The organism is Rhodococcus shunpengi, assembly GCF_048381395.1.
GTDB lineage: Bacteria > Actinomycetota > Actinomycetes > Mycobacteriales > Mycobacteriaceae > Rhodococcus.
Map to the genome: position 1 here is coordinate 121146 of NZ_JBLWIU010000034.1, position 24323 is coordinate 145468.

The 24323-nt window shown below is 67.4% G+C and carries 22 protein-coding genes; 12 read left to right on the top strand and 10 right to left on the bottom strand.

Going from position 1 to position 24323, the window contains the following annotated elements; all coding sequences use genetic code 11:
• The first annotated feature begins 71 nt into the window (after positions 1-71).
• The 4 genes from ACNJ7K_RS20820 to ACNJ7K_RS20835 all read left to right on the top strand — a co-directional run bounded on the left by ACNJ7K_RS20820 (position 72) and on the right by ACNJ7K_RS20835 (position 4471).
• The gene (locus tag ACNJ7K_RS20820) at positions 72-698 is read left to right on the top strand and encodes an ATP-dependent Clp protease proteolytic subunit (protein ID WP_016691866.1); all 627 of its coding nucleotides are present in this window, start codon (positions 72-74) and stop codon (positions 696-698) included.
• Positions 699-744: 46 nt separating this feature from the next.
• Positions 745-1407 carry an ATP-dependent Clp protease proteolytic subunit gene (locus ACNJ7K_RS20825; protein WP_016691867.1) on the top strand — a complete coding sequence of 221 codons (663 nt, stop codon included), beginning with the start codon at positions 745-747 and terminating at the stop codon, positions 1405-1407.
• A gap of 230 nt (positions 1408-1637) precedes the next feature.
• Positions 1638-2915, top strand: coding sequence for an ATP-dependent Clp protease ATP-binding subunit ClpX (clpX, locus tag ACNJ7K_RS20830; RefSeq protein WP_016691868.1), 1278 nt, complete (start codon positions 1638-1640; stop codon positions 2913-2915).
• Positions 2916-3082: 167 nt separating this feature from the next.
• Positions 3083-4471 carry an AMP-binding protein gene (locus ACNJ7K_RS20835; protein ID WP_487042126.1) on the top strand — a complete coding sequence of 463 codons (1389 nt, stop codon included), beginning with the start codon at positions 3083-3085 and terminating at the stop codon, positions 4469-4471.
• Positions 4472-4508: 37 nt separating this feature from the next.
• On the opposite strand, the gene ACNJ7K_RS20840 is transcribed toward ACNJ7K_RS20835, so the two are convergent.
• Entirely contained in the window at positions 4509-5429 is a 921-nt protein-coding gene (locus tag ACNJ7K_RS20840) for a 3-oxoacyl-ACP reductase (protein WP_120282193.1), read from the bottom strand.
• Between the two features lie 202 nt (positions 5430-5631).
• Here ACNJ7K_RS20840 and ACNJ7K_RS20845 point away from each other — a divergent pair, with 202 nt between their 5' ends.
• The 7 genes from ACNJ7K_RS20845 to ACNJ7K_RS20875 all read left to right on the top strand — a co-directional run bounded on the left by ACNJ7K_RS20845 (position 5632) and on the right by ACNJ7K_RS20875 (position 13312).
• Positions 5632-6249, top strand: coding sequence for a TetR/AcrR family transcriptional regulator (locus ACNJ7K_RS20845; protein WP_159418633.1), 618 nt, complete (start codon positions 5632-5634; stop codon positions 6247-6249).
• 117 nt (positions 6250-6366) lie between these two features.
• The gene (locus ACNJ7K_RS20850; protein WP_487042127.1) at positions 6367-7530 is read left to right on the top strand and encodes a steroid 3-ketoacyl-CoA thiolase; all 1164 of its coding nucleotides are present in this window, start codon (positions 6367-6369) and stop codon (positions 7528-7530) included.
• A 34-nt stretch (positions 7531-7564) separates the two neighbouring features.
• Complete coding sequence (locus tag ACNJ7K_RS20855) at positions 7565-9754, top strand: acyl-CoA dehydrogenase family protein (RefSeq protein ID WP_487042128.1); 2190 nt, start codon at positions 7565-7567, stop codon at positions 9752-9754.
• 5 nt (positions 9755-9759) lie between these two features.
• A complete protein-coding gene (locus tag ACNJ7K_RS20860) occupies positions 9760-10629 on the top strand; it encodes a MaoC/PaaZ C-terminal domain-containing protein (RefSeq protein ID WP_159418630.1) in 870 nt (289 codons plus the stop codon).
• The gene (locus tag ACNJ7K_RS20865; RefSeq protein ID WP_016691875.1) at positions 10626-11282 is read left to right on the top strand and encodes a PaaI family thioesterase; all 657 of its coding nucleotides are present in this window, start codon (positions 10626-10628) and stop codon (positions 11280-11282) included. The genes ACNJ7K_RS20860 and ACNJ7K_RS20865 overlap by 4 nt, the downstream gene beginning before the upstream one ends.
• Before the next feature lie 41 nt (positions 11283-11323).
• Positions 11324-12112, top strand: a complete 789-nt coding sequence (locus tag ACNJ7K_RS20870) for an SDR family NAD(P)-dependent oxidoreductase (RefSeq protein WP_159418629.1) — start codon at positions 11324-11326, stop codon at positions 12110-12112.
• 69 nt (positions 12113-12181) lie between these two features.
• Positions 12182-13312: an alpha/beta hydrolase family protein gene (locus ACNJ7K_RS20875; RefSeq protein WP_487042284.1), complete on the top strand. Its 1131-nt coding sequence runs from the start codon at positions 12182-12184 to the stop codon at positions 13310-13312.
• A 9-nt stretch (positions 13313-13321) separates the two neighbouring features.
• On the opposite strand, the gene fdhD is transcribed toward ACNJ7K_RS20875, so the two are convergent.
• Positions 13322-14152 (bottom strand): formate dehydrogenase accessory sulfurtransferase FdhD, encoded by an 831-nt coding sequence (gene fdhD / locus ACNJ7K_RS20880; protein WP_016691878.1) that lies wholly within the window; start codon positions 14150-14152, stop codon positions 13322-13324.
• Between the two features lie 300 nt (positions 14153-14452).
• Between fdhD and ACNJ7K_RS20885 the strand changes: the two genes are divergently transcribed.
• Positions 14453-15790: an ammonium transporter gene (locus ACNJ7K_RS20885; RefSeq protein WP_159418627.1), complete on the top strand. Its 1338-nt coding sequence runs from the start codon at positions 14453-14455 to the stop codon at positions 15788-15790.
• Positions 15791-15857: 67 nt separating this feature from the next.
• On the opposite strand, the gene ACNJ7K_RS20890 is transcribed toward ACNJ7K_RS20885, so the two are convergent.
• The 8 genes from ACNJ7K_RS20890 to glnT form a co-directional block, all read right to left on the bottom strand.
• A complete protein-coding gene (locus ACNJ7K_RS20890) occupies positions 15858-16505 on the bottom strand; it encodes a helix-turn-helix domain-containing protein (protein WP_120282202.1) in 648 nt (215 codons plus the stop codon).
• A 126-nt stretch (positions 16506-16631) separates the two neighbouring features.
• A complete protein-coding gene (locus tag ACNJ7K_RS20895; RefSeq protein ID WP_487042129.1) occupies positions 16632-17822 on the bottom strand; it encodes an NAD(P)/FAD-dependent oxidoreductase in 1191 nt (396 codons plus the stop codon).
• A gap of 58 nt (positions 17823-17880) precedes the next feature.
• On the bottom strand, positions 17881-18441 hold the full coding sequence (locus ACNJ7K_RS20900) for a HutD family protein (RefSeq protein ID WP_159418625.1): 561 nt from the start codon (positions 18439-18441) through the stop codon (positions 17881-17883).
• A complete protein-coding gene (locus ACNJ7K_RS20905; protein WP_487042130.1) occupies positions 18442-19671 on the bottom strand; it encodes an allantoate amidohydrolase in 1230 nt (409 codons plus the stop codon).
• Positions 19672-19717: 46 nt separating this feature from the next.
• Positions 19718-21046 carry an FMN-binding glutamate synthase family protein gene (locus tag ACNJ7K_RS20910; protein WP_487042131.1) on the bottom strand — a complete coding sequence of 443 codons (1329 nt, stop codon included), beginning with the start codon at positions 21044-21046 and terminating at the stop codon, positions 19718-19720.
• Between the two features lie 42 nt (positions 21047-21088).
• A complete protein-coding gene (locus tag ACNJ7K_RS20915) occupies positions 21089-21787 on the bottom strand; it encodes a GltB/FmdC/FwdC-like GXGXG domain-containing protein (RefSeq protein ID WP_230787650.1) in 699 nt (232 codons plus the stop codon).
• Between the two features lie 53 nt (positions 21788-21840).
• Positions 21841-22728 (bottom strand): class II glutamine amidotransferase domain-containing protein, encoded by an 888-nt coding sequence (locus ACNJ7K_RS20920; RefSeq protein ID WP_039586900.1) that lies wholly within the window; start codon positions 22726-22728, stop codon positions 21841-21843.
• A gap of 44 nt (positions 22729-22772) precedes the next feature.
• On the bottom strand, positions 22773-24152 hold the full coding sequence (gene glnT, locus ACNJ7K_RS20925; protein WP_487042132.1) for a type III glutamate--ammonia ligase: 1380 nt from the start codon (positions 24150-24152) through the stop codon (positions 22773-22775).
• Positions 24153-24323 lie beyond the last annotated feature (171 nt).

Genomic DNA, 24323 nt, shown 5'->3' on the forward strand with positions numbered 1-24323 from the left:
GGCATCCGGTGCCGCCCCGTTTCGTTAGTGTCAGTGTCAGCAACCCACGATCGACGAGAAGGCAGGTACCCGTGACTCCTCAGAATCCGGCGACATCCATCGGTCCCGCGATGACCTCGGCCACCGCTGGGCTGAACCTCAGCGACTCGGTGTACGAACGCCTGCTCCGCGAGCGCATCATCTTCCTGGGTACCCAGGTCGACGACGACATCGCGAACAAGCTGTGCGCTCAGATCCTTCTGCTGTCGGCCGAGGACCCCACCCGCGACATCTCCCTGTACATCAACTCGCCGGGCGGTTCGGTCACCGCCGGTATGGCGATCTACGACACGATGAAGTTCGTCGAGTGCGATGTCGCGACCTTCGCGATGGGCCTCGCCGCCTCGATGGGTCAGTTCCTGCTCTCCGCCGGCACCAAGGGCAAGCGTTACGCGCTCCCGCACGCGCGGATCATGATGCACCAGCCGTCCGCAGGCATCGGTGGTACGGCGAGCGACATCGCGATCATGGCGGAGCAGTTCGCACACACCAAGCGCGAGATGGCCGAGCTCATCGCAGAGCACACGGGCCAGTCGGTGGAGCAGATCACCAAGGACTCCGACCGCGATCGCTGGTTCACGGCGCAGCAGGCGCTCGAATACGGCTTCGTCGACCACGTCGTCTCCCGGGCGCAGCAGGCCGGCGGTACCGCCAACTAGGTCCCGGCCCGATCTGCCCTCACACCACCGAATTCTTGGAGAAGCGATGACCAACATGTTCGATCCGCGCCAGCTCGGCGGCGCAGCTCCTGCCTCGCCCGCGAGCCGCTACATCCTCCCGTCGTTCATCGAGCACTCGAGCTACGGCGTCAAGGAATCCAACCCGTACAACAAGCTGTTCGAAGAGCGCATCATCTTCCTCGGCGTCCAGGTCGACGACGCGTCCGCCAACGACGTGATGGCTCAGCTGCTGGTGCTCGAGTCGCTCGATCCCGACCGCGACATCACCATGTACATCAACTCGCCCGGTGGTTCGTTCACCTCGCTCATGGCGATCTACGACACCATGCAGTACGTCCGCGCCGACATCACCACGGTGTGCCTCGGTCAGGCAGCCTCCGCCGCGGCCGTCCTGCTCGCCGCCGGCACCCCCGGTAAGCGCCTGGCGCTGCCCAACGCTCGCGTGCTCATCCATCAGCCCGCGACGGGTGGCATCCAGGGTCAGGTCTCCGACCTCGAGATCCAGGCCGCCGAGATCGAGCGCATGCGTACCCTCATGGAGAACACGCTCTCGAAGCACACCGGCAAGGATCCCGAGCAGATCCGCAAGGACACCGATCGGGACAAGATCCTCACGGCGGAGCAGGCCGTCGAATACGGTCTGATCGACCGGGTCCTCGAGTACCGGAAGCTCTCGGCCCAGAAGTAGAACGTCGCAGGCGGTTCCGGGAGACACGGTGTCTTCCGGAGCCGCCGACGCCGGGACTGTGATCGTCGACACATGTTGTGCTGTACAAATATGACCGGAAACGCGCAGAACCGGTCGACCTGCGCGCCGACATCCGGGTACGGTCGATCAAAGGGCCCGCTCCCCGGGACCGCCCCGTGTGGTGGTTGCGGGACCGGTTGCACGCACACGAGGAAGTAGGGACCTGACTGATGGCACGTATCGGTGACGGCGGAGATCTGCTCAAGTGCTCCTTCTGCGGAAAGAGCCAGAAGCAGGTCAAGAAGCTCATTGCGGGCCCCGGTGTCTACATCTGCGACGAGTGCATCGATCTCTGCAACGAGATCATCGAGGAAGAGCTGGCCGAGACCAGCGAGGTCAAGCTCGACGAGCTGCCCAAGCCGGCCGAGATCCGCGACTTCCTCGACAACTACGTGATCGGCCAGGACGCCGCCAAGCGCACGCTGGCCGTGGCGGTCTACAACCACTACAAGCGCATCCAGGCCGGCGACAAGGGCCGAGACTCCCGCGGTGAGACGGTCGAACTCGCGAAGTCCAACATCCTGCTTCTCGGCCCCACCGGTTGTGGCAAGACCTACCTCGCGCAGACGCTCGCGAAGATGCTCAACGTGCCGTTCGCCATCGCCGACGCCACCGCACTGACGGAGGCCGGCTACGTCGGTGAGGACGTCGAGAACATCCTCCTCAAGCTCATCCAGGCCGCCGACTACGACGTCAAGCGCGCCGAGACCGGCATCATCTACATCGACGAGGTCGACAAGATCGCCCGCAAGAGCGAGAACCCGTCGATCACCCGCGACGTGTCGGGCGAGGGCGTGCAGCAGGCGCTGCTGAAGATCCTCGAAGGCACCCAGGCATCCGTCCCGCCGCAGGGTGGCCGCAAGCATCCGCACCAGGAATTCATCCAGATCGACACCACGAACGTGCTGTTCATCGTGGCGGGTGCGTTCGCCGGTCTCGAGAAGATCGTCTCCGATCGCGTCGGCAAGCGCGGCATCGGATTCGGCGCCGAGGTGCGGTCCAAGGCCGAGATCGACACCACCGACCACTTCGCCGACGTCATGCCCGAGGACCTCATCAAGTTCGGTCTGATCCCCGAGTTCATCGGTCGTCTGCCGATCCTCGCGTCGGTGACCAATCTCGACAAGGAATCGCTCGTCCAGATCCTGTCGGAGCCGAAGAACGCTCTGGTCAAGCAGTACGTGCGCCTGTTCGAGATGGACGGCGTCGAACTCGAGTTCTCCCAGGACGGACTCGAAGCGGTCGCCGACCAGGCGATCCTCCGTGGCACCGGCGCCCGCGGGCTCCGCGCCATCATGGAGGAGGTGCTCCTGCCCGTGATGTACGACATCCCCAGCCGCGACGACGTCGCCAAGGTCGTGGTCACCGCCGAGACCGTGAACGACAACGTCCTTCCGACGATCGTTCCGCGCAAGGCCGATCGGGAGCGTCGCGACAAGAGCGCCTGATCCTGCGAGATTTACGACGAGCGCCCCGGCACCAGAGTGCCGGGGCGTTTTTCGCGAGAACTGAACATGTGATCCGGAACCATTCCGTTGAATGGAAGTGGTGCAGCTCACCGGAGGGATGGCATGGGACATTGGAGTCGTCCCTGTTCCGCGTCGAAAGGACTTCGATGTCGCTGAATCTTGCGGATCTGTTCGAAGCAATCGTCGATGCCGTACCCACGCGCACAGCGCTCGTGGATAGGGACAAGCGGCCGACCTACTGCGAACTCGACGCGGATGCGAATCGTCTCGCCCGGCATTTCGTTCGTGCGGGAGTTCGCCCGGGGGAACACGTCGGTCTGTACATGCGCAACGGCAATGAATTCGTTCGGGCGCTGCTCGCGTGTCTCAAGATCCGCGCAGTACCGATCAATATCGACTTTCGTTACGCCGACGCGGAACTGGCCTACCTGATCGGCAATGTGGAGCTCGCGGCCATGGTTCTCGATGGTGATTTGGCCGGGCATGCGGCTGCGGTCCTTCCGCGAACACCCACCGTGCGGCATGTCGTCACCGTCGGGGAGGCATGCGATGTGGCATGGAAGGACGTGACGGTAGTCGACGTCGACGAGGCGACGAGCGGGGAGTCTGCAGAGCGCGGCTTTGCTGCGCGAAGCGGTGACGACCTGTTGATCGTCTACACCGCCGGGGCGGTGGGTCTGCCCAAGGCCGTGATGTGGCGGAACGAGGACTTCTTCCACGCGGCCTTGTCGGGAGGTAGTCCCTTCGGGGCACACCACGCCGATGGGGCAACAGTCGTGTCCGTCGTTTCCAGCATTCCGCAGATGACCTGGATGCTCACCGGCCCCTTCGTACACGGTGCTGCCCTGCAGAGTATGTTCAGCGCCTTCTGCCTCGGAGCAACCCAGGTATCGATGCACGGTTTCGACCCCGTGGAGGCGCTGACGCTCGTCGAGCGTGAACGGGTGATGACGATGACCGTTGTCGGTGACGCCGGCGCCCGTGCCCTCGCCGACGCGATCGCGGTGTACGGCTCGGAGTTCGATCTGAGCTCGTTGTTCGTGGTCGGTTCCGGCGGTGCGCTGTTCTCGCATCCCGTCCGCGAGCACTTGACTGCTTTGCTCCCCAACGTGATCGTGCGCGACAACTTCGGTTCCTCGGAGTCAGGCATGGACGGCGAAGTCACCGTCGGTGAGGACGGAACGGTACGGCTCACGCCCACACCGGCGGTACGGGTGGTCGACGAGCAGCTGCGTCCGATCGAGCCGGGCTCGGGTGCCGTCGGATATGTCGCCCGGTCCGGGCACGTCCCGCTCGGCTACTGGGGCGACCCTGTGAAGACGGCCGCGACCTTCCCCGTTGTCGACGGGGTCCGTGTGTCGATTCTCGGGGATATGGCCCGGGTGGAGGGCGACGGCACGATCATCCTGCTGGGTCGGCGCGGTTCGGTATCGGGTGGTGTCGGAGGAAGAGGGCGGCGCCCCTCGAACGGTCGCGGTGTGCAAGCTCCGAGGGGCGCCGCCGAAGCGAACGTCGCTCACGTCAGCCCGGTCTGAAGGACCGGGTGGTCTGTTAGTCGCTGAAACACGTCGCTCAGTCGACGGCCAGCGCGACCTTCTCGAGTTCCGCGATGCTGTAAGCGGCGTAGGTCTCGTACGGGCCGCGGCCGGTGAAGTACGACGAGAGCTGCTCGTCGAGTTCCTCGACCGTGAATGCCGAACCGGCTGCGTCGAAACGGTTCTCGACGGTCGGCGCCGCCATGAGCGCGACCATTTTTCCGTACACCACGAACACCTGTCCGGTGATCTCCGAGGACGCCGGCGAGGCGAGGTAACGCACGAGGGTGGCCACGCGCTCCGGCGCCAGGGGATCGAGTCCGGTCGTGGCGCCGGCCTCGCCGAAGGCCTCCGCGGTCATCGCGGTGCGTGCGCGGGGGCAGATCGCATTCGCGGTGACGCCGTAGCGCGCCAGCCCCTGCGCCGTGGACAGTGTCAGTGCCGTGATGCCTGCCTTCGCAGCGGAATAGTTCGGCTGTCCGGCGGAACCGAAGAGGAAGGCCTCCGACGAGGTGTTGACGACGCGGCCGTAGACCGGTCCACCCGCAGCCTTGCTCGCCTGACGCCAGTGCACCGCCGCCGCATGTGAGGTGGCGGCATGGCCCTTGAGGTGCACTCGGATCACGTCGTCCCAGTCGGACTCGGTGAGGTTGAAGATCATCTTGTCGCGGATGATGCCCGCGTTGTTGACGAGGATGTCGAAGGACCCGAATGCCTTGACCGATTCCTCGACGAGGCGACCGCCGAGAGCCCAGTCGGACACGTCGCCGGTGACGGCGATGGCCTGGCCTCCCGACGCGACGATTTCCTCTGCCACCTCGTGCGCCGCGTCGCCCATGTCGTTGACGACGACGGCGGCGCCTGCCTCGGCGAGGGCGAGGGCTTCGGCGCGGCCCAGGCCGGCCCCGGCGCCGGTCACGACCGCCGCGCGCCCGGCCAGACTTACGGATTCACCCATGGAACGTCTCCTGTTCGATTGCGGCGGTTCGTCAGTGCACCGCGCCGGAATTAGTATTCATTCTAGTCTGGAGCCGTACGCGATCCGGGGACGCCGACGGTCTCGGTGGCCGGGATCGAGCGGACCGCCGACCGGCTTGCCTGGAACGTTCGTCGGCGACGGTGGTTCGAGATCACGGCGGACGAGGGAGGGAGGGCCGGGCATGCCCAGGGTTGCGGAGGTGCGCGATGCCGCCGAACCGAATTCGGCGGAACAACACGCGCGATACGACAGGATCCTCGACGCGGCAGCACAATTGGGGGCAGCGAAAGAGCTCGAACGGGTCCGGATGCAGGAGGTCGCCGAACTCGCCGGTGTCGCCATCGGAACCCTCTACCGCTACTTCCCGTCGAAGACGCATCTCTTCGTGGCGGTCATGGTCGACCGGATCGACCGAATGGGAATTCGGTTGTCCAGTCGGCCACGGGCAGGCGGTTCCCCGGCCGCCTCCGTCTACGACGTGTTGCTGCAGGCCACCCGGGCGTTGGTGCGCGCACCGTTGTTGGCGAACGCGATGATCCAGTCCGCGGCCTCGTCGAACGCCGCCTCTGTTCCGGACGCGGCGAAGATCGATCGGCACTTCGACGGACTGCTCTTGGCCGCGGCCGGCATCGCCGAGCCGACGGTCCGGGACGCGACCGTCGTGCGTCTCCTGGTGGCCTTGTGGTTCGGGCTGGTCCGGTCGGCCCTCAACGGGCGGATGTCGATTCCGGAGGTCGAATCCGACCTGCGTGTTGCGTGCGATCTGCTGTTGGTGGATCTTTCCGTCGCCGGGAACTGAGCCGGCGGGTTTCGCGGAGCTTCCACAAGGGTGGTCCCGGTCGGTGGGACGGCGCGGTAATCTGCGACCCTCGTCACTAGAATAAATTTCAATATCGTCGAGCAGTTGGGAGCAGGCATGAGCAAGGTCGTCATCGTGGAGGCTGCGCGGACACCGATCGGCCGCCGACGCGGTCAGCTGGCCGGGGTCCACCCCGCGGTGTTGCTCGGTGCCGCCCAGAAGGCCGTTCTCGACCGCACCGGACTGCCTGCCGACCAGGTCGGTCAGCTCGTCGGAGGCGCCGTCACCCAGGCGGGGGAGCAGTCCAACAACGTGACCCGCCAGGCCTGGCTCCACGCAGGTCTCCCGTACACGACCGCCGCGACGACCATCGATTGCGCATGCAGTTCGTCGCAGCAGGCGGTCCACATGGTGGCCGGACTGATCGCGTCCGGGCAGATCGACGCGGGAATCGGATGCGGTGTCGAGGTCATGAGCCGGGTGTTCCTCGGCCAGGCCAACGCACCGGGCACCGGCAACCCCTATCCGGACGACTGGTCGATCGACATGGGCGACCAGTTCACCTCTGCCGAACGTATCGCCCACAAGCGCGGCATCAAACGTGACGATGTCGATGCTCTCGGACTCGAGTCGCAGCGTCGCGCCGCAGCCGCGTGGGCCGAGGGGCGCTTCGACCGCGAGATCGTCCCGGTGCAGGCGCCGATCGTGACCAAGGAGGGCGAGCCCACCGGTGAGATCGCGACAGTGACTCGTGACGGCGGGCTGCGTGAGACCACCGCCGAGGGGCTGGCGGGCCTCCGCCCGGTCATCGAGAACGGAATCCACACAGCAGGCAACTCTTCTCAGGTCAGCGACGGTGCCGCCGCCGTGCTGCTGATGAGCGAGGACAAGGCGCGGGAGGCGGGCCTGCGGCCCCGGGCCCGGATTCTCGCCTCGACGCTCGTCGGTTCCGACCCGTACTACCACCTCGACGGCCCCGTCGACGCGACTCGCGCGGTACTCGAACGCACCGGAATGTCCTTGTCCAACATCGACATCGTCGAGATCAACGAAGCCTTCGCTTCGGTCGTGTTGTCCTGGGCGCAGGTCCACGGGGCCGACATGAGCAAGGTCAACGTCAACGGCGGCGCCATCGCGCTCGGCCACCCCGTCGGTTCCACCGGCTCGCGGTTGATCACCAGTGCCCTGCACGAACTCGAGCGTTCGAACCGCTCGACGGCGCTGGTCACGATGTGTGCGGGTGGCGCGATGGCCTCCGCCACCATCATCGAGCGCATCTGACGCCGGACATTCTGCTATCCGAAGGGACCCGATCATGACTCTGGGATTGAGCGACGAGGACCGCGAGCTCCGCGATTCCGTACGCGGCTGGGCGGCACGGCACGCCACACCCGACGTGATCCGCACGGCCGTCGAAGCGAAGACGGAAGCCCGCCCGACGTACTGGAGCTCGTTCGCCGAACTCGGCATGCTGGGATTGCACCTGCCCGAAGAGGTCGGAGGCGCCGGTTTCGGTTTGCTCGAAACAGCAATCGTCGCAGAGGAACTCGGACGGGCCATGGTGCCCGGCCCGTTCCTTCCGACCGTGATCGTGTCCGCCGTCCTCGACGAGGCCGGCCGTCGCAGCGAACTCGATGGGCTCGCGGACGGTTCGCTGTTCGGTGCGGTCGCCCTGCAGCCGGGGGACCTGCGCGTGGAGCGCGACGGCGATTCCGTCACGCTCTCGGGAACCTCCGGTGTCGCCCTCGGCGGCCAGGTCGCGGATGTGTTCCTGCTCGCGGCCGACGACGGTGGTGAGCGGGTCTTCGTCGTCGTGACCCGTGACCGGGTCGAGGTCACGAACCTGCCCAGCTACGACGTGATCCGCCGCAACGCCGAGATCACCGCGAGCGCCCTGACGTTGTCCGACGGGGACGTGCTGAGGTCGGACTCGCATCGGATCGTCGATATCGCCGCGACCTTGTTCGCCGCCGAGGCCGCCGGTCTCGCGGACTGGGCGACCACCACCGCTGCGGACTATGCGCGGGTCCGCAAGCAGTTCGGCCGCGTCATCGGACAGTTCCAGGGTGTCAAGCACACCGTCGCCCGGATGCTCTGTCTTACCGAACAGGCCCGGGTCGTGGCCTGGGACGCCGCGCGAGCGCAGGCAGAGGACGCGGCGGACGACGAGTCATCGCTTGCCGTGGCGGTCGCCGCGTCCATCGCCCCCGAGGCCGCCTTCCAGGTCACCAAGAACTGCATTCAGGTGCTCGGCGGCATCGGCTACACCTGGGAGCACGACGCGCACCTGTACATGCGGCGCGCCCAGTCGCTCCGGATCCTGCTCGGCTCCACGGCGTCGTGGCGGCGCCGGGTCGCCCACCTCACGCTCGACGGTGCCCGCCGCGTGCTGAGCGTCGATCTTCCGCCCGAGGCGGAACGGATCCGCGCCGACGTCCGTGCCGAACTCGAGCCGGCGAAGTCGCTGGAGAACGCAGCGCGGAAGGCGTATCTGGCGGAGAAGGGCTACACCGCTCCTCATCTGCCCGAACCATGGGGCAAGGCCGCCGACGCCGTCACGCAACTCGTCGTCGCCGAGGAACTGCGCGCCGCCGAACTCGAACCGCACGACATGATCATCGGCAACTGGGTGGTGCCGACCCTGATCGCGCACGGCAGTACCGAGCAGATCGAGCGATTCGTCCCGCAGTCGCTGCGCGGGGATCTCGTGTGGTGTCAGCTCTTCTCCGAACCCGGCGCCGGGTCCGATCTCGCGGGCCTGTCCACCAAGGCCGTCAAGGTGGACGGCGGATGGAGGCTCGACGGTCAGAAGGTGTGGACGTCGATGGCGCGGGTCGCGGACTGGGGCATCTGCCTCGCCCGCACCGACGCGGAAGCGCCCAAGCACAAAGGCCTGTCCTACTTCCTGATCGACATCAGGAACACGGAAGGCCTCGACATCCGGCCGCTGCGGGAGATCACCGGCGAAGCCCTGTTCAACGAGGTGTTCCTCGACGGTGTGTTCGTGCCGGACGAGTGCCTCGTCGGCGAGCCCGGGGACGGATGGAAGCTCGCTCGTACGACCCTCGCGAACGAACGCGTCTCCCTCTCACACGATTCGACTTTCGGTGCCGGCTGCGAGACTCTCATGGCGCTCGCGAACGGCATGCCCGGCGGACCCGACGACGAACAGCTCACCGTTCTCGGCAAAGTGCTCGGCGATGCCGCGTCCGGTGGCCTCATGGGGCTGCGCACCGCTCTCCGCTCGCTGGCCGGTGCACAGCCGGGTGCCGAGTCCTCCGTCGCCAAACTCCTCGGCGTCGAGCACCTCCAGCAGGTCTGGGAGACCGCGATGGACTGGGCCGGTACTGCGTCGTTGCTCGACGACCAGGACCGAACTTCGGCCACCCACATGTTCCTCAACGTGCAGTGCATGTCCATCGCCGGTGGGACGACCAACGTCCAGCTGAACATCATCGGTGAGAGGCTTCTCGGCCTGCCCCGCGATCCCGAACCCGGAAAGTGACGCCCATGCCCATCGATACCGATGTCGCGCTCTCCGCTGCGCCCACCGTCCGCGACGCCTCGTGGACCGAACGCGATGTGATCCTCTACCACCTCGGTCTGGGTGCGGGTGCCGACTCGCTCGATCCCGCCGAACTGCGGTGGGTGTACGAGAAGGACCTGCGGGTCCTGCCGACCTTCGCGATGGTCGCCGGTCAGGGTGTCTCCGCCGGTGCGGTGACACCGGCCGGACTGAGCCTGCCGGGAATCGACATCGACCTGCGCAGGATCCTGCACGGTGGCCAGTCCGTCACCGTGCACGCCCCGATCCCGATCTCGGGTTCGGCGACCGTCTCGTCTCGCATCTCCGATGTGTGGGACAAGGGCAAAGCCGCCGTGATCGTGCTCGAGCAGTCCGCAGTGGACGCCGACGGAAACCCGTTGTGGACCAGTGCGATGCAGATCTGGGCGCGCGGTGAGGGAGGTTTCGGCGGAGACGCCGGGCCCGATGTGTCGAACGCAGTGCCGGAACGGGACGCCGACAAGACCCTGGTGTCACCTACGAGCACGCAACAGGCACTGGTGTACCGGCTCAGTGCCGACATGAACCCGCTGCACGCCGATCCCGAATTCGCGAAGGCGGCCGGTTTCGATCGGCCGATCCTGCACGGACTCGCCTCGTACGGTGTCGTGTGCAAGGCCGTCGTCGACGGTGTGCTCGACGGAGACCCGACCCGGGTCCGGTCGTTCTCGGTCCGCTTCGCCGGCACGCTGTACCCCGGGGAGACGATCGAGACGGCGGTCTGGCGAGACGGCGACACCCTCACCCTGCTCGCCACATGTCCCGAGCGCGACGGGCAACCGGTGCTCACCCACGCCACGATGGAGATTCGATGAGAGTCGACCCGGACACCCACCCCGTCGTCGGACACGCGCCCGACGGTACGGTGCTGACCTCGGCACCGCAGGACACCGCCGTCGACCGCGCCACCGCCGCCGCGCGGCGCGTGGTGGACGCGTTGCTGCGCACCGACCGTGGCAACGCGAATCTCGAGCGGGTCGCCGAAGAACTCGACAATATCGCCGAGCACCTCGAGGAACACGCCCCCGAAGTGCGGGAGCGACTGATCGACATGTGGCACGGGGAGGGTGTCACCCGGCACGATCCGGTCACCGGGCCGGAGAACGCGCTCGCTCCGCCGCTGGTGCTCGCCGGTCGCGAAGACGGATCGGTGGAAGGCGTCGTCGAACTGACCTTCCCGTACCAGGGCCCGCCCGGGCACGTGCACGGCGGAGTCTCCGCCCTCCTGCTCGATCACACTCTGGGTGTGGCGAACGCCTGGGCCGGGCGCAGCGGCGCCACCGCACAGCTCAATGTGCGGTACCACCGCCCGACCCCGCTGTTCGAGCCGCTGACGATCACCGGTCGTCTGGTCGAGCAGGACGGCCGCAAGATCAACACGGTCGGCGAGATCAGGACCGCGGACGGCACGGTGTGCGTCTCCGTCGAGGCGCTGTTCATCGACAGGACGGTTCCCCGTCCGCGCTGACGGCCTGCACCGCACACGCCGTCGTATCGGAAAGGAACGGCATGGGGAAATTGGACGGGCGGGTGGCGATCGTCACCGGCGCCGGGATGGGAATCGGCCGCGGCGTTGCCGGCGCGCTGGCCCGTGAGGGGGCGAGCGTCGTCGTCGCCGAGGTCGACGAGGAAGCCGGGGCGGCCACCGCACGGTGGATCACCGAGAAGTGGGGGACGGCGGCACATTTCGTATCGACCGATGTCACCGACCGAGAACAGGTGCACAACGCGGTGGACACCGCCGCGCGGGAATTCGGGCGCCTCGACATCCTGGTCAACAACGCCTGGCGGTCACTGGGCTTCGCGCGTATGGAGAACACGCCCGAACACAGCATGCAGGCCGGGTTCGACATGGCGGTGATGGCCGCGTTCTGGGCGATGCAGCGCGCGTATCCGGAACTGGCCCGACACGGCACCGGTCGGGTCATCAACATGTGCAGTCTCAACGGCGTCAATGCGCACATGTACTCGGTGTCGTACAACGCGGCGAAAGAGGCGCTGCGCAGCATGACTCGCACGGCGGCCCGAGAGTGGGCACCGAAGCAGGTGTGCTGCAACGTGATCTGTCCCGGCGCGCAGAGTGCGGCATATCAGCGGGTCGCGGAGGCGGACCCGCAGATGGCAGCGACGCAGGCCGCAGCGAACCCGATGGGCCGTATCGGCGACCCGCTCGAGGACATCGGTACCGTCGCAGCCTTTCTCGCGAGCGACGACTCCCGCTATCTCACAGGCAACACGCTGTTCGTCGACGGCGGTAGCCACATCAACGGCGTGCAGTGGGCGCCGAACGTGGACTGAAATCCCAACGGAGGATTCATGCTCTCTCGTACTTCCCGGCGCCTGGTGGCAGCACTCACCGCAACGGCGATGCTCGGTATCACATCCTGCGCGGACTCCGGTGACGACACCGAGGAGACTTCCGGCGGGCCGGGCTCTCTCGTCACCGAACGTACCCTCACCGGTGCGGCGGCGATTCCCAGCGCATCGCGCACGCATCTGATCACCTATCTGTCCGAGGGGGCCGACCGGCGCCCCACGCTCGTGTCGGGCACCGTCGCGATCCCCGACGGTGAGGCCCCCGACGGGGGCTGGCCCGTGATCAGCTGGGCACACGGCACCACCGGGGTCGGTGACGCCTGCGCACCCTCCGCCGACACCCCCGGCGGTCCGGCCCATTCCTACGTCGGCAGGACCACCGCCATGCTCGACCGGTGGGTCGCCGACGGCTACGCCGTGGTCCAGACCGACTACGAGGGCCTCGGAACACCGGGCGAACACCCGTACATGAACGGAGACAGCGCGGCTGCCGCTGTCGTCGACATCGTGCGTGCGGCTCGGCAACTCGATTCCGGCATCGGCACCCGATGGGTCGCGATGGGACACAGCCAGGGCGGACACGCCGCGCTGTATGTGGCGGCACACGGCGAGGAACGCGCACCCGAACTCGAACTGCAGGGCGCGGTCTCCTTCGCCCCGGGTAGCCGCACCAGTGAGACCGCCGAGTACTACGCGACCGCCGGTCCCGCGATCGGTCCGGCGCTCGGATTCCTCCCGGTGCTGCTGCTCGGAGCGCAGGCGGCGGACCCGAGCATCGACGCCGACGCGATGCTCACCGACGCGTCGCGACCTCTGCTCGAGGCCGCGCGCACCGGATGCATGGACGACGTTCGCGAGGTGGCGAGCACGGTCCCGGTGGATCAGGTGTTCGCTCCGGATGCGGACCTCGAGCCGCTCCGCGAGTACTACGCCGGCCAGGAGGTCGAACCGCTCACCCTGACGGTGCCGACGCTCGTCGTGCAGGGAACCGACGATGCACTGGTGTCGCGTCCGGTCACCGATCAGGTGACCGCTGCACTGTGCGACAACGGAGCCGACCTGACCTATCGGGTGTACGAGGGGGCCGACCACCGCGCGGTACTCGAGGAGTCCTTCGGCGACGTGCGGGCGTTCGTCGACGGAGTACGCGCGGGCGAGGCGCAGGACGGCACGTGCGATTGATGCCGTCGATCAGTCGGTCTTGATGCGTTCGGGGACGGTGTAGATGTTCATCGTGTCGCCGCGGAGGAAGCCCACGAGGGTGAGGTCGGACTCCGCGGCGAGATCGACGGCCAGCGACGACGGCGCCGAGACCGCCGCGAGCACGGGGATCCCGGCCATGACCGCCTTCTGCACGAGTTCGAACGAGGCGCGTCCGCTCACCATGAGCACGCTGTGCGAGAGCGGAACCCGGTTGTCGGTCAGGGCCCAGCCGATCACCTTGTCGACGGCGTTGTGCCGGCCGACGTCCTCGCGCAGGGCCAGCAGCGCCCCGTCGGGGGTGAACAGCGCGGCCGCGTGCAGACCGCCGGTCGACTCGAAGACCTGCTGGTGCCGACGCAGCGTGTCGGGCAGTTCGGTGAGGGTGTGCGTGCCGATCGAGGTGGTGCCGGCATCCTTCAACGGATAGCGGGTGCGCGTGCGCACCTCGTCGAGCGAGTTCTTCCCGCACACCCCGCACGCGGAGGTCGTCGTGAACGCGCGTCGCCCCGTCCCTTCGGGGACGGTGACGCCGGGGGCGAGGGCGACGTCGAGGACGTTGTAGGTGTTGGCGCCGCTCTCGTCCACGCCGTCGCAGTAGCGGACGGCGGCGATGTCCTCGCGACTGCCGATCATCCCTTCGGCCAGCAGGAAGCCGTGGACGAGGTCGACGTCGTGCCCGGGGGTGCGCATCGTGATGGTGAGCGACTCACCGCCGACCCTGATCTCGAGCGGTTCCTCGACGGCGAGGGTGTCGGGACGTCGCGTCGCCCTGTCCGCAGTGATGCGCAGTACCGGACGACGTGTCGTGACCCGTCCCATCGTCTACCTCCCAGATGCGTGCAGCGGTTCGAGCCGTCGTTCCCACGGAACCCCGGCAGGGCAGGGATACCCCGGCGGTGCTGGTTGTGCACACCGGGGGACGCGGCGCCTCGTCCTCCATACTGCCTGCCCGCATGCAACGGCACCCCTGTCCTGAGAACTGCGGTGGCGTTACACGAAGTTCACCCGCACCTCGCAGGGACATTACAGAGTGGGTCCACTCTCAGGGGACGGTGATGAATGCGGGTCACCGACTGACGTAGGGGTCGTGAACCCCGGGATCGAACAGGGTGGACTTATATGGAACAGGCACTCGCGGCCGCCGATACCGCCTGGGTTTTGGCGGCGTTCACAGCAGTCGTACTGATGGTTCCGGGCCTGGCGCTGTTCTACAGCGGCATGCTCGGAGTCAAGAGCGCGCTCAACATGATCATGATGGTGTTCGGTGGATTCGCCGTCACCGCCGTCCTGTGGGTGCTGTTCGGTCCGGCCGCCGTGCTCGGTGACAGCGTCGGGGGCCTCGGCCTCATCGGCGATCCCTTCACCGACATCGGTCTCGGGTCGCTGCTCGAGGAGAACCCGGACGGAGGGATGCCCGCCGCCCTGACCGCCGCCTTCCACCTCCTCTTCGCGGGCATCACGGTGGCGATCATCGCCGGTGGAGTCGCGGACCGGATGAAGTTCTCGGCGTGGCTGGTGTTCTCGGGCATCTGGGTCGTCCTCGTCTATTTCCCGGTCGCGCACTGGGTCTTCGCCTTCGACGACGAGGAAGCGGGCACGAAGGGCGGATGGATCGCCAACACGCTCGCCGCCCACGACTTCGCCGGCGGCACCGCCGTGCACATGAACTCGGGTGTCGCGGCGCTGGCACTCGCCATCGCGCTCGGTCGTCGCCGCGGATTCCCGCACGTCGCCCGTCCCCACAACCTGCCCCTCGTCGTCCTCGGCGGCGGAATCCTGCTGTTCGGCTGGTTCGGATTCAACGGCGGTTCGGCGGGCGGCGCCAACCACATGGCCGGTGTCGTCGTCCTCAACACGCTCGTCGCCGCGATGGCCGGCCTGCTCGGTTGGCTGCTCGTCGAACGCATCAAGGAGAAGCACGCGACGACGCTCGGTGCCATCTCGGGCGTGATCGCCGCACTCGTGGGCATCACGCCCGCCGCGAGCCTCGTGTCCCCGCTCGGTGCCCTGCTGATCGGCGTGGTCTCCGGTGCCGTCGGCTGCTTCGCCGTGAGCTGGAAATTCCGCATGGGCTACGACGACTCGCTCGACGTCGTCGCCATCCACCTCATGGGCGGCGTCGTGGGCACCACCCTCATCGCCTTCGTCGCGACGGCCGCCGCGCCGGCCGGCGTCGACGGTCTGTTCTTCGGTGGTGGGATCGATTTCCTCGGACGCCAGATCGTCGCGATGGCTGCGGTGTTCGCCTACTCGTTCGCGGTGACCTTCCTGATCGCGAAGGCGCTCGACAAGATCATGGGCATTCGGGTCGACACCGAGACGGAGATGCGGGGCATCGACGTCCCGGTCCACGGGGAGACGGCCTACGTGATGGACTCGTTCTCGCCGACCGGCCCGTCGACGCTGCGCCCCGAGGTGTTCGCCGAGGACCGCGACGTGATCGTGCCCAAGTCCTGACCGACGAGTTTCCCCGACCGAACGGCAGGAGCCCTCACCGCACCGCGCGGTGAGGGCTCCGTCGTGTTCACGGCTGGTGGTTGTCGGGATACGCCGTCACGGCGAGGAACCGGATGGGCAGCTTCAGCAGCTCGTTCGGTCCGTGTAGTCCCTCACCGTCGAGGAGCAGGGCATCGCCCGGTTGCAGGTGGTACTCGGAATCGCCGTGGCCGTAGAGCATCTCGCCTTCGAGCATGTACAGCAGCTCGGTGCCGGGATGCTGGAAGAGGGGGAAGACCTCGCTTGCGTCGGTGAGGGTCACGAGCACCGGTTCGAGCCGCTTGTGCTGCCCACGCAGTGCGCCGAGCAATTCGTAGTGGTGGCCGACCCGCGTACCGCGACCGACGATCTCGGCGCCGTGCCCGTTCTTGGTGAACACCGCGTCGCGGTGCGCGTCCGCGCCCCGGAAGAGCGAGGTGACGGGGACGTCGAGGCCGGCGGCGAGGCGCGCGAGAGTCGACAGGCTGCACGACGTCTGGGCGTTCTCGATCTTCGAGAGCATCGCCTTGGAGATCCCCACCTTGGCGGCCATGTCGCCGACGGACAGACCGCTGGCCAGCCGCAGCGACCTCACCTGGTGGGCGATCGCGCGCTCGAGATCCACACCCGTCGGGGTGCCGCGCGGGACTTCGCGTCCGGAATCGTCGTACAGGACGGGACGATCTGGGCTGGCCATATCATCAGCGTAGCGTGTGTCCACCGGTGGTGAACGCCGCAATGCGGACACGGCGGTGCCCTCCACGATCCGGACGACAGGGATCCGGCCGGGTCCGTGGAGGGCACGCGCGCTGGGAGGTCGGGATCAGCGCATCTCGCCGGCGCCCTCGTAGGGGTTGAGGCTCAGGAGCAGATCACCCTCCTCGAAGCGGGAGAAACGGAAGTCGTCCGGGTTCACATTCGGAAGGTCGGTCTTCCCGTCGATCAGCAGGTCGGCGACCAACTTGCCCACCGCGGGGGAGATCTTGAACCCGTGCCCGGAGAATCCGGTCGCCAGGAACAGGCCCTCGACCGGTGCCGGACCGATGACGGGGTTGTAGTCCTCGGTGACGTCGTAGGCACCGACGTACGAACTGGTGATCCGTGGGTCCGGCATGTCGGGAAGGCGGTTGCCGAGCTTCATGATGTTCTTCTCGATCGTCGAGTCGTCGGCGCGGTTGACGTACTTGTCCGGGTCGATGTACTCCGGCGCCTGGTGATCGGAATTGCCCACCAGCAGTTCACCGTTCGGCTCGCGGCAGATGTACTGCAGGCCCGCCAGATCGGACAGCACGGGCACCTCCGGGGTCGGGACGCCCTGGTCGACGAGAACCAACTGCGCGCGCTGCGCCCGGACGTCGATGTCGACGCCGACACCGGCGACGAGTGCCGGAGTCCAGGGGCCTGCGGCGACGATGACCTGTTCGGCGTGCACTTCGGAGCCGTCGGCGAGGGTGACGCCGTAGACGCGGCCGGCGGCGTTCTGCAGTAGCGACACCACCGGGGTGCTCTGCCGGATCTTCACGCCCATCCGGCGGGCTGTCGCTCCGAACGCCATGCCCGCCATGTAGGCCTCGCCGCGACCACCGAGCGGTTCGTAGGCGAACAGGGCGAAGTCGTCGAGGTGCAGGCCCGGCCACAGTTCGGCCATCTTGTCGTGGGTAATGAGTTCGGTGGCGATACCCAGGCCCTGCATCATCTCGATGTTCGCTTCGAGCGGCTTGAGGTTGTTCTCCGCCACACCGACGACGTAACCGCACTGGCGGAACGCCATGTCGTCGCCGAAGATCTCGGTCGCCTTGGTGAAGATGTCGACGCCGTACCAGGACATCGCAGCCAACGACGGGGTGCCGTAGTGACAGCGCACGACACCGCTGGACTTGCCGGTCATGCCGGAGCAGAGGGTGTCGCGCTCGAGGACGAGGACGTCGGTCTCGCCGCGGTCAGCGAGGGAGTAGGCGATGGCCAGGCCTTCGAGGCCGCCGCCGACGATCAGAAACTTGGTCGTGTCCGTCACCTGAGGATCCTTTGTTCGGTCGGCCTCCGAATCGGGGAGGTCGGTGGGGGAGTCGATGTCAGAGGGAGGAAGTCGGTTCGATGCGGACCAGCAGTCCGGTGGCCGACGAGACTCGTAGCGTGATCGCCTCGTGGCGGATCAGGACGCAGTCCCCGGGCCCGGCCCGTTCCGTGCCGGCCTGTACGGAGCCCGATCGCACGTAGAGGGCAGTGACTCCGCCTGCGGCGGTGTCGAAGGCCGTGTCGAGCGTGAGATACCCGACGGCCGCAGTGGCGGCCCCACGCGCGGTTATGACATTGAATGCGCTGGTCGCGCCTCGGGGGATGCAGCGGGGTGCGTCCTCACCGGCGAACGGGTGCGGATGCCACGGATCCAGCGAACGAAGTCCGTGGCCCGAGTGGAGGTCGACACCGTGCTCACCGACGACGGTGAAGATGCGGTCCCTGCCGGGGAAGGCCGAGAACTCGCTGGGATCGGATCCCAGATCGGCCACGCTGATCCGCCACAGCGGGCGTCCGGCGGGGCCGCGAGGTCCGGTCGCTACCTCCTCCGTGGTCCCGGCGCCGTTGCGCCAGAGCGTCCGCCGTCGGTCGCCCGAGCGGATCACCTGCACGGCCACCTAACTGCCCGTCGTCCAGTCGGCCATGATGTCGGCCAGTGCCTGCGCTCCGATATTGCAGTCGTCGGCCTCGGCGAACTCGTGCGGTGAATGCGAGACGCCGGTGGGGTTGCGCACGAACAACATTGCGGTGGGCACTTTTTCCGAGAGGATGCCGGCGTCGTGCCCCGCCTGGGTGGGGAGTACCGGGATGTCACCGAGATGCGACAGCGCGCGGCGCAACCGTTCGCGCGGCCCGGCCGGGAACTCGACGATCGGGGTGATCGATTCGGCGAAGACATCGAGCCCGATCTCGTCGGGCAGGCAGTGCTTGAGGGCCTCGGCCTCGATGTCGGCGACCAGCATCGTCAGGGTTTCCTCGTCCGCGGCGCGGGCGTCGAGCCATGCCTTGATTTCGGATGGAATTGCGTTGGCCCCGTTGGGCAACACCTCGAGTTTGCCGAAGGTGGCGACCGCGCCGGCCGCCGCGGCACACGAGCGGGCGCTGTGCACCGACGAGGCGTAGGCGAGCATCGGATCGCGACGGTCCACCAGGCGCGTAGCGCCGGCGTGGTTGGCCTCACCGGTGAAGGTGAACTGCCATCGTCCGTGCGGCCAGATCGACGACGCGACCGCGACCGGCGCGTCGACGAGGTCGAGTGCCCGGCCCTGTTCGACGTGCAGTTCGACGTACACCCCGACCCGGTCGACGAGCGTGGGGTCGGCACCGATGTGTTCGGGCACGCGACCGGCACGGGTCATGGCCTCGGCCAGGGTGATTCCGTCGCGATCACGCAGACCGAGCGCACGCTGCGGAGCGAGCGCACCGGTGGTGAGCTGACTGCCTACACACGCCACACCGAAGCGGGCACCTTCCTCGTCGGAGAACGCCGTGATCGCGATCGGCACGGTCGGCACGATGCCGCGCTCACGGACCAGATCGACTGCGGCGAACGCCGAGACCACGCCGAGTGGGCCGTCGAACGCTCCGCCGTCGGGCACCGAGTCCAGGTGCGAACCGGTGACGAACGCGCCGGTCGGATCGCCCGTCCACCCTTCGGGAAGCCACCAGGCCCACAGGTTGCCGTTGCGATCCTCTTCGACGTCCATACCGCGCTCGGCGGCGCAGCCGCGGAACCATTCACGCAGAGTGAGATCGGCGTCGCTCCAGGCGAATCGGCGGTAGCCCCCGGTCGTCGGATGCTGTCCGACGTCCAGGATCGATGCCCAGAGCGTGTCGAATGCGGTCATGTGGTGTGTCCTCTCGGGAAGTGCGGTGGCAGGCCTGTCGCCACGGTCAGAAGGTGCTGCGGCCGGGGATCCAATCGGTTCCGGCCAGGGGCACCCGCGCCATCGCGGCGGCCTCCATCGTGACGGCGACGAGGTCCTGCGGTTCGAGATTGCGCAGGTGCGACTTGCCACACGCGCGGGCGATGGTCTGCGCCTCCATGGTGAGCACCCGTAGGTAGTTCGCCAGGCGGCGGCCACCCTCGACCGGATCGAAGCGGGCCTGCAGGTCGGGATCCTGCGTGGTGATACCGGCGGGGTCCTTGCCGTCCTGGAAGTCGTCGTAGAAGCCGGCGGCCGAGCCCAGCTTCTCGTATTCGGCCTGGTACTTCGGATCGTTGTCGCCGAGGGCGATCAGCGCGGCCGTGCCGATGGCGACGGCGTCGGCTCCGAGGGCCATCGCTTTGGCGACATCAGCGCCCGAGCGGATACCGCCGGAGACGATCAGCTGCACGCCACCGGACGTGCGGTGCACACCCATCTCCTGCAGGGCCTGCACGGCCTGGGGGAGCGCGGCGAGGGTCGGGATGCCCACGTGCTCGATGAAGACGTCCTGGGTGGCGGCGGTACCACCCTGCATGCCGTCGACCACTACGACGTCGGCGCCGGACTTCACGGCGAGCTTGACGTCGTAGTAGGTACGGGTCGCACCGACCTTGACGTAGATCGGCTTCTCCCAGCCGGTGATCTCGCGCAGTTCGAGGATCTTGATGGCGAGGTCGTCGGGGCCGGTCCAGTCCGGGTGCCGGCACGCGCTGCGCTGATCGATGCCCACCGGCAGGGTGCGCATCCCCGCGACCCGCTCGGTGATCTTCTGTCCGAGGAGCATGCCGCCGCCACCGGGCTTGGCGCCCTGGCCGAGCACGACCTCGATGGCGTCGGCCTTGCGCAGGTCGTCGGGGTTCATGCCGTATCGCGACGGAAGGTACTGGTAGACGAGGTGTTTGGACTGTCCGCGCTCCTCGGGGGTCATGCCGCCGTCACCGGTGGTGGTGGACGTGCCGACCTCGCTGGCACCACGTCCGAGAGCCTCCTTGGCACGGCCGGACAGCGCGCCGAAGCTCATTCCGGCGATCGTGACCGGGATGTCGAGGTGCAGCGGGTACTTCGCGTTGCGGTCGCCGAGGACGACGTCGGTCTCGCACTTCTCGCGGTAACCCTCGAGCGGGTAACGCGACATCGACGCGCCGAGGAACAACAGGTCGTCGAAGTGGGGAACCTTGCGCTTGGCGCCCCAGCCACGGATGTCGTAGATGCCGGTCGCGGCGGCACGCTGGATCTCGTGGATGACGTTGCGGTCGAATGTGGCCGACTCACGCAGTCCAGGCTGGAAGGTCATGGAATTCTCCTCGGGGTCGAGCGGCGGAAGAACGTCGGGGCGTCAGTACGCCGAAGCGTTGTCGACGTGGAAGTGGTAGAGCTGACGGGCCGAGCCGTAGCGGGTGAACTCGGCCGGGTCGGCGTCGAAACCGGCCGCGTCGAGCAGTTCCTGCAGTTCGACGATGTGCTCGGGGCGCATCTCCTTCTTGACGCAGTCCGCGCCGAGCGAGGCGACGCTGCCCCGCACGTAGATCCGTGCCTCGTACAGCGAATCACCCAGGGCCTCACCGGCATCGCCCAGGACGACGAGTCGGCCGGCCTGTCCCATGAAGGCGCTCATGTGCCCGATGTCGCCGCCGACGACGATGTCGACGCCCTTCATCGAGATGCCGCAGCGTGCGGCGGCGTTGCCTTCGATCACCAGCAGCCCGCCGTGGGCGGTGGCACCGGCGGACTGCGAGGCGTCGCCGGTGACGCGCACGCTGCCCGACATCATGTTCTCGGCGACACCGACGCCGGCGTTGCCGTCGATGGTCACGTGGGCGTGCTGGTTCATACCGGCGGCGTAGTAGCCGACGTGGCCGTCGATGCGGACGTCGATCGGCCGGTTCAGGCCGCAGGCGAGTGCGTGGGCGCCCTGCGGGTTCGCGACCTCGACCGAAGCCGGGGCCTCTGTCGCGTGCAGTGCCGCATTGAGTTCGCGGGTGGTGGTCGTCGCCAGATCGTAGGTGGCGGTCGGGAGCAGGGTGTCGGTGGTCATGATTACCTCCGTGGAACGGGGTCGGACAGCGGAATCGGGGGTTGTGGCGACCTTCAGCGTTGCCACACGTAGACCCGGTCCGGTTCGGGTTCGAAGATGCGGGCGTCGGCGATGCCGGGAAGTCCTGCCAGAGCGCGGAATTCCGAGGCCATGGCGACGTAGGCGTCGCACTCGGCGACGATCGCGGGCTTGCAGGCGATCGGATCGCGCACCACGGCGAAGGAATCGGATGTCGACACCAGCAGGGTGTAGAACCCGTCGAAACGTTCGCCGAGAAGGCGCAACGCCTTCTCGAGATCCGCGCCCTCCGCCAGGTGCTTGGCAACGAAGCGCGCGCCGACCTCGGTGTCGTTCTCGCTGTCGAAGACCACCCCCTCGTCCTCGAGTTCGCGCTTGATCGACAGGTGGTTGGAGAACGAGCCGTTGTGCACGAGGCACTGGTCCGGTCCCACGGCGAAGGGATGTGATCCGGCAGCGGTGACGGCGGATTCGGTGGCCATTCGGGTGTGGCCCACACCCTGCCATCCGGATGCGGTCGGCAGGCCGAAGTTCTCGGCGAGAATGCGCGGATCGCCGGTTCCTTTGAGGACGGTCACGTCGTCACCGAAGCCGATGACGGTCGCAGTGGGTGCCAGGGCGCGGACGGTGTCGGCGAGCAGAGTGGCGGGGACGGGGGCGTGCAGCACGGTGGTGGGTGCGAGATCGAGCGCACCGACGGTCACGCCCAGTGCGTCGCCGACGATCGTGGCGAGATCCGAGGGGGCATCGAGTACCGAGACCGACGACTCCCCGGCGGGGGAGAAGACCGGGTTGCCGTAGACGGCGACGCCCGCCGAATCCGGTCCGCGGTCCACCATCTGCCCGAGCATTCCGGTGAGCAGGCTGCCCAGTCGGGGTTCGAGCGAGGTGTCCCGCAGATGAAGTCCGACGATTCCGCACATGGTCGTCTCTCCTGTTCGATGGGTAGGGAAGTAGCGAAGACTTCTCAGAAGGCGGTCAGGTAGCTGTCGATCTCCCACGGGGTCACGGTGTTGTGCCAGTGGAAGAACTCCTCGCGCTTGAGTGAGGCGAAGTAATCGGTGACACTCGCGCCCGCCGAATCGAGAGCGCCGGAGACGACCGGATCGGCCTGGAGGGCGTCCATCGCGTGCAGTAGCGTCATCGGCAGGGTCTCCGTGGAACCGCCGGTACCGGGAGTCCCGGGGTCGAGGTTGCGTTCGATGCCGTCGAGGCCGGCAGCGAGAGTCGCGGCGGTGGCGAGATAGGGGTTGGCGGAACCGTCACCGCCGCGCAGTTCGACGCGGTTGGAGTCGGGGACCCGCAGGTAGTGGGTGCGGTCGTTGCCACCGTAGGTCGCGTAGCGCGGCGACCAGGTGGCACCGGAGGACGTGCTGGTTGCACCGGTTCGCTTGTAGGAATTGACCGTCGGCGCGATGACGCCCTGCAGAGCGCAGGCGTGCTCGAGGATGCCGGCGATGAACGAGTAGGCGGTCTTCGACAGGCCCAGGCCGTGCGGGTCGGATGCGTCGGGGAAGGCAGAGACGCCGTCGCTCCACAGCGACAGGTGCATGTGCATGCCCGATCCCGTGCGGTCGGCGAACGGCTTGGGCATGAAGGTTGCGGTCATGCCGCGCTGCTCGGCGAGCACGGAGATCAGGTAGCGCAGGGTGACGACCCGGTCGGCGGTGGTCAGGGCATCGGCGTACTGGAAGTTCTGCTCGAACTGGCCGTTCCCGTCCTCGTGGTCGTTGGCGTAGTTGCCCCATCCGAGGATGTTCATCGCCGACGAGATCGACGTCAGGTGCTCGTACATGCGGGTGACGTCGCGGGCGTCGTAGCAGGGCTGGCGGGAGGTGTCGAGCGCGTCGGCCGTGCGCAGCGTTCCGTTCTCGTCCTTGTTGACGAGGAAGTACTCGATCTCGGCGCCCACGTTGACCTCGAGGCCCAGTGCGGCAGCCTGCGCGAGTACGGACTTGAGAATCACGCGCGGCGCGTACGGCCAGGGCTTGCCTTCGACGTGCGGGTCGCAGTGGACGAGAGCGAGGCCTTCGCGCACGAACGGGATGGGCGTGAACGACGCGGCATCGGGGATGGCGACGAGGTCGGGATCCTTCGGGACCTGGCCCATCGACCCGGCGGCGTAGCCGGCGAATCCGACGCCCTCGGTCTCGAGCTCCCCGACGGATTCGACGGGAACGAGCTTGGCGCAAGGCTTTCCGGACAGGGTGGTGAAGACGGCGAGGATGTAGCGGGTGCCGGCGGCGTGGGCGAGCTCGGTCAGGGAGGGGGATCCGGAGATCTCGGGGGACCGGCCGTTCGCGGACGGGAGGCGCAGCACGGACGTGTCGGTGGCTTCCAGCGTCATAGGGGCTCCTCGGATTCGACTGGTCGGATTCGACCGGGGTTTCACTTTATGAATCGGTGTCGAATACAAGGAAACAATGTACCCATGACAGGAGTGTTACGCGAGGGTGAGATTGCCGTGACGGTTCGCCGGAAACAGCCTGCATGCGAACAGAAAACAGCGGCGGGACGG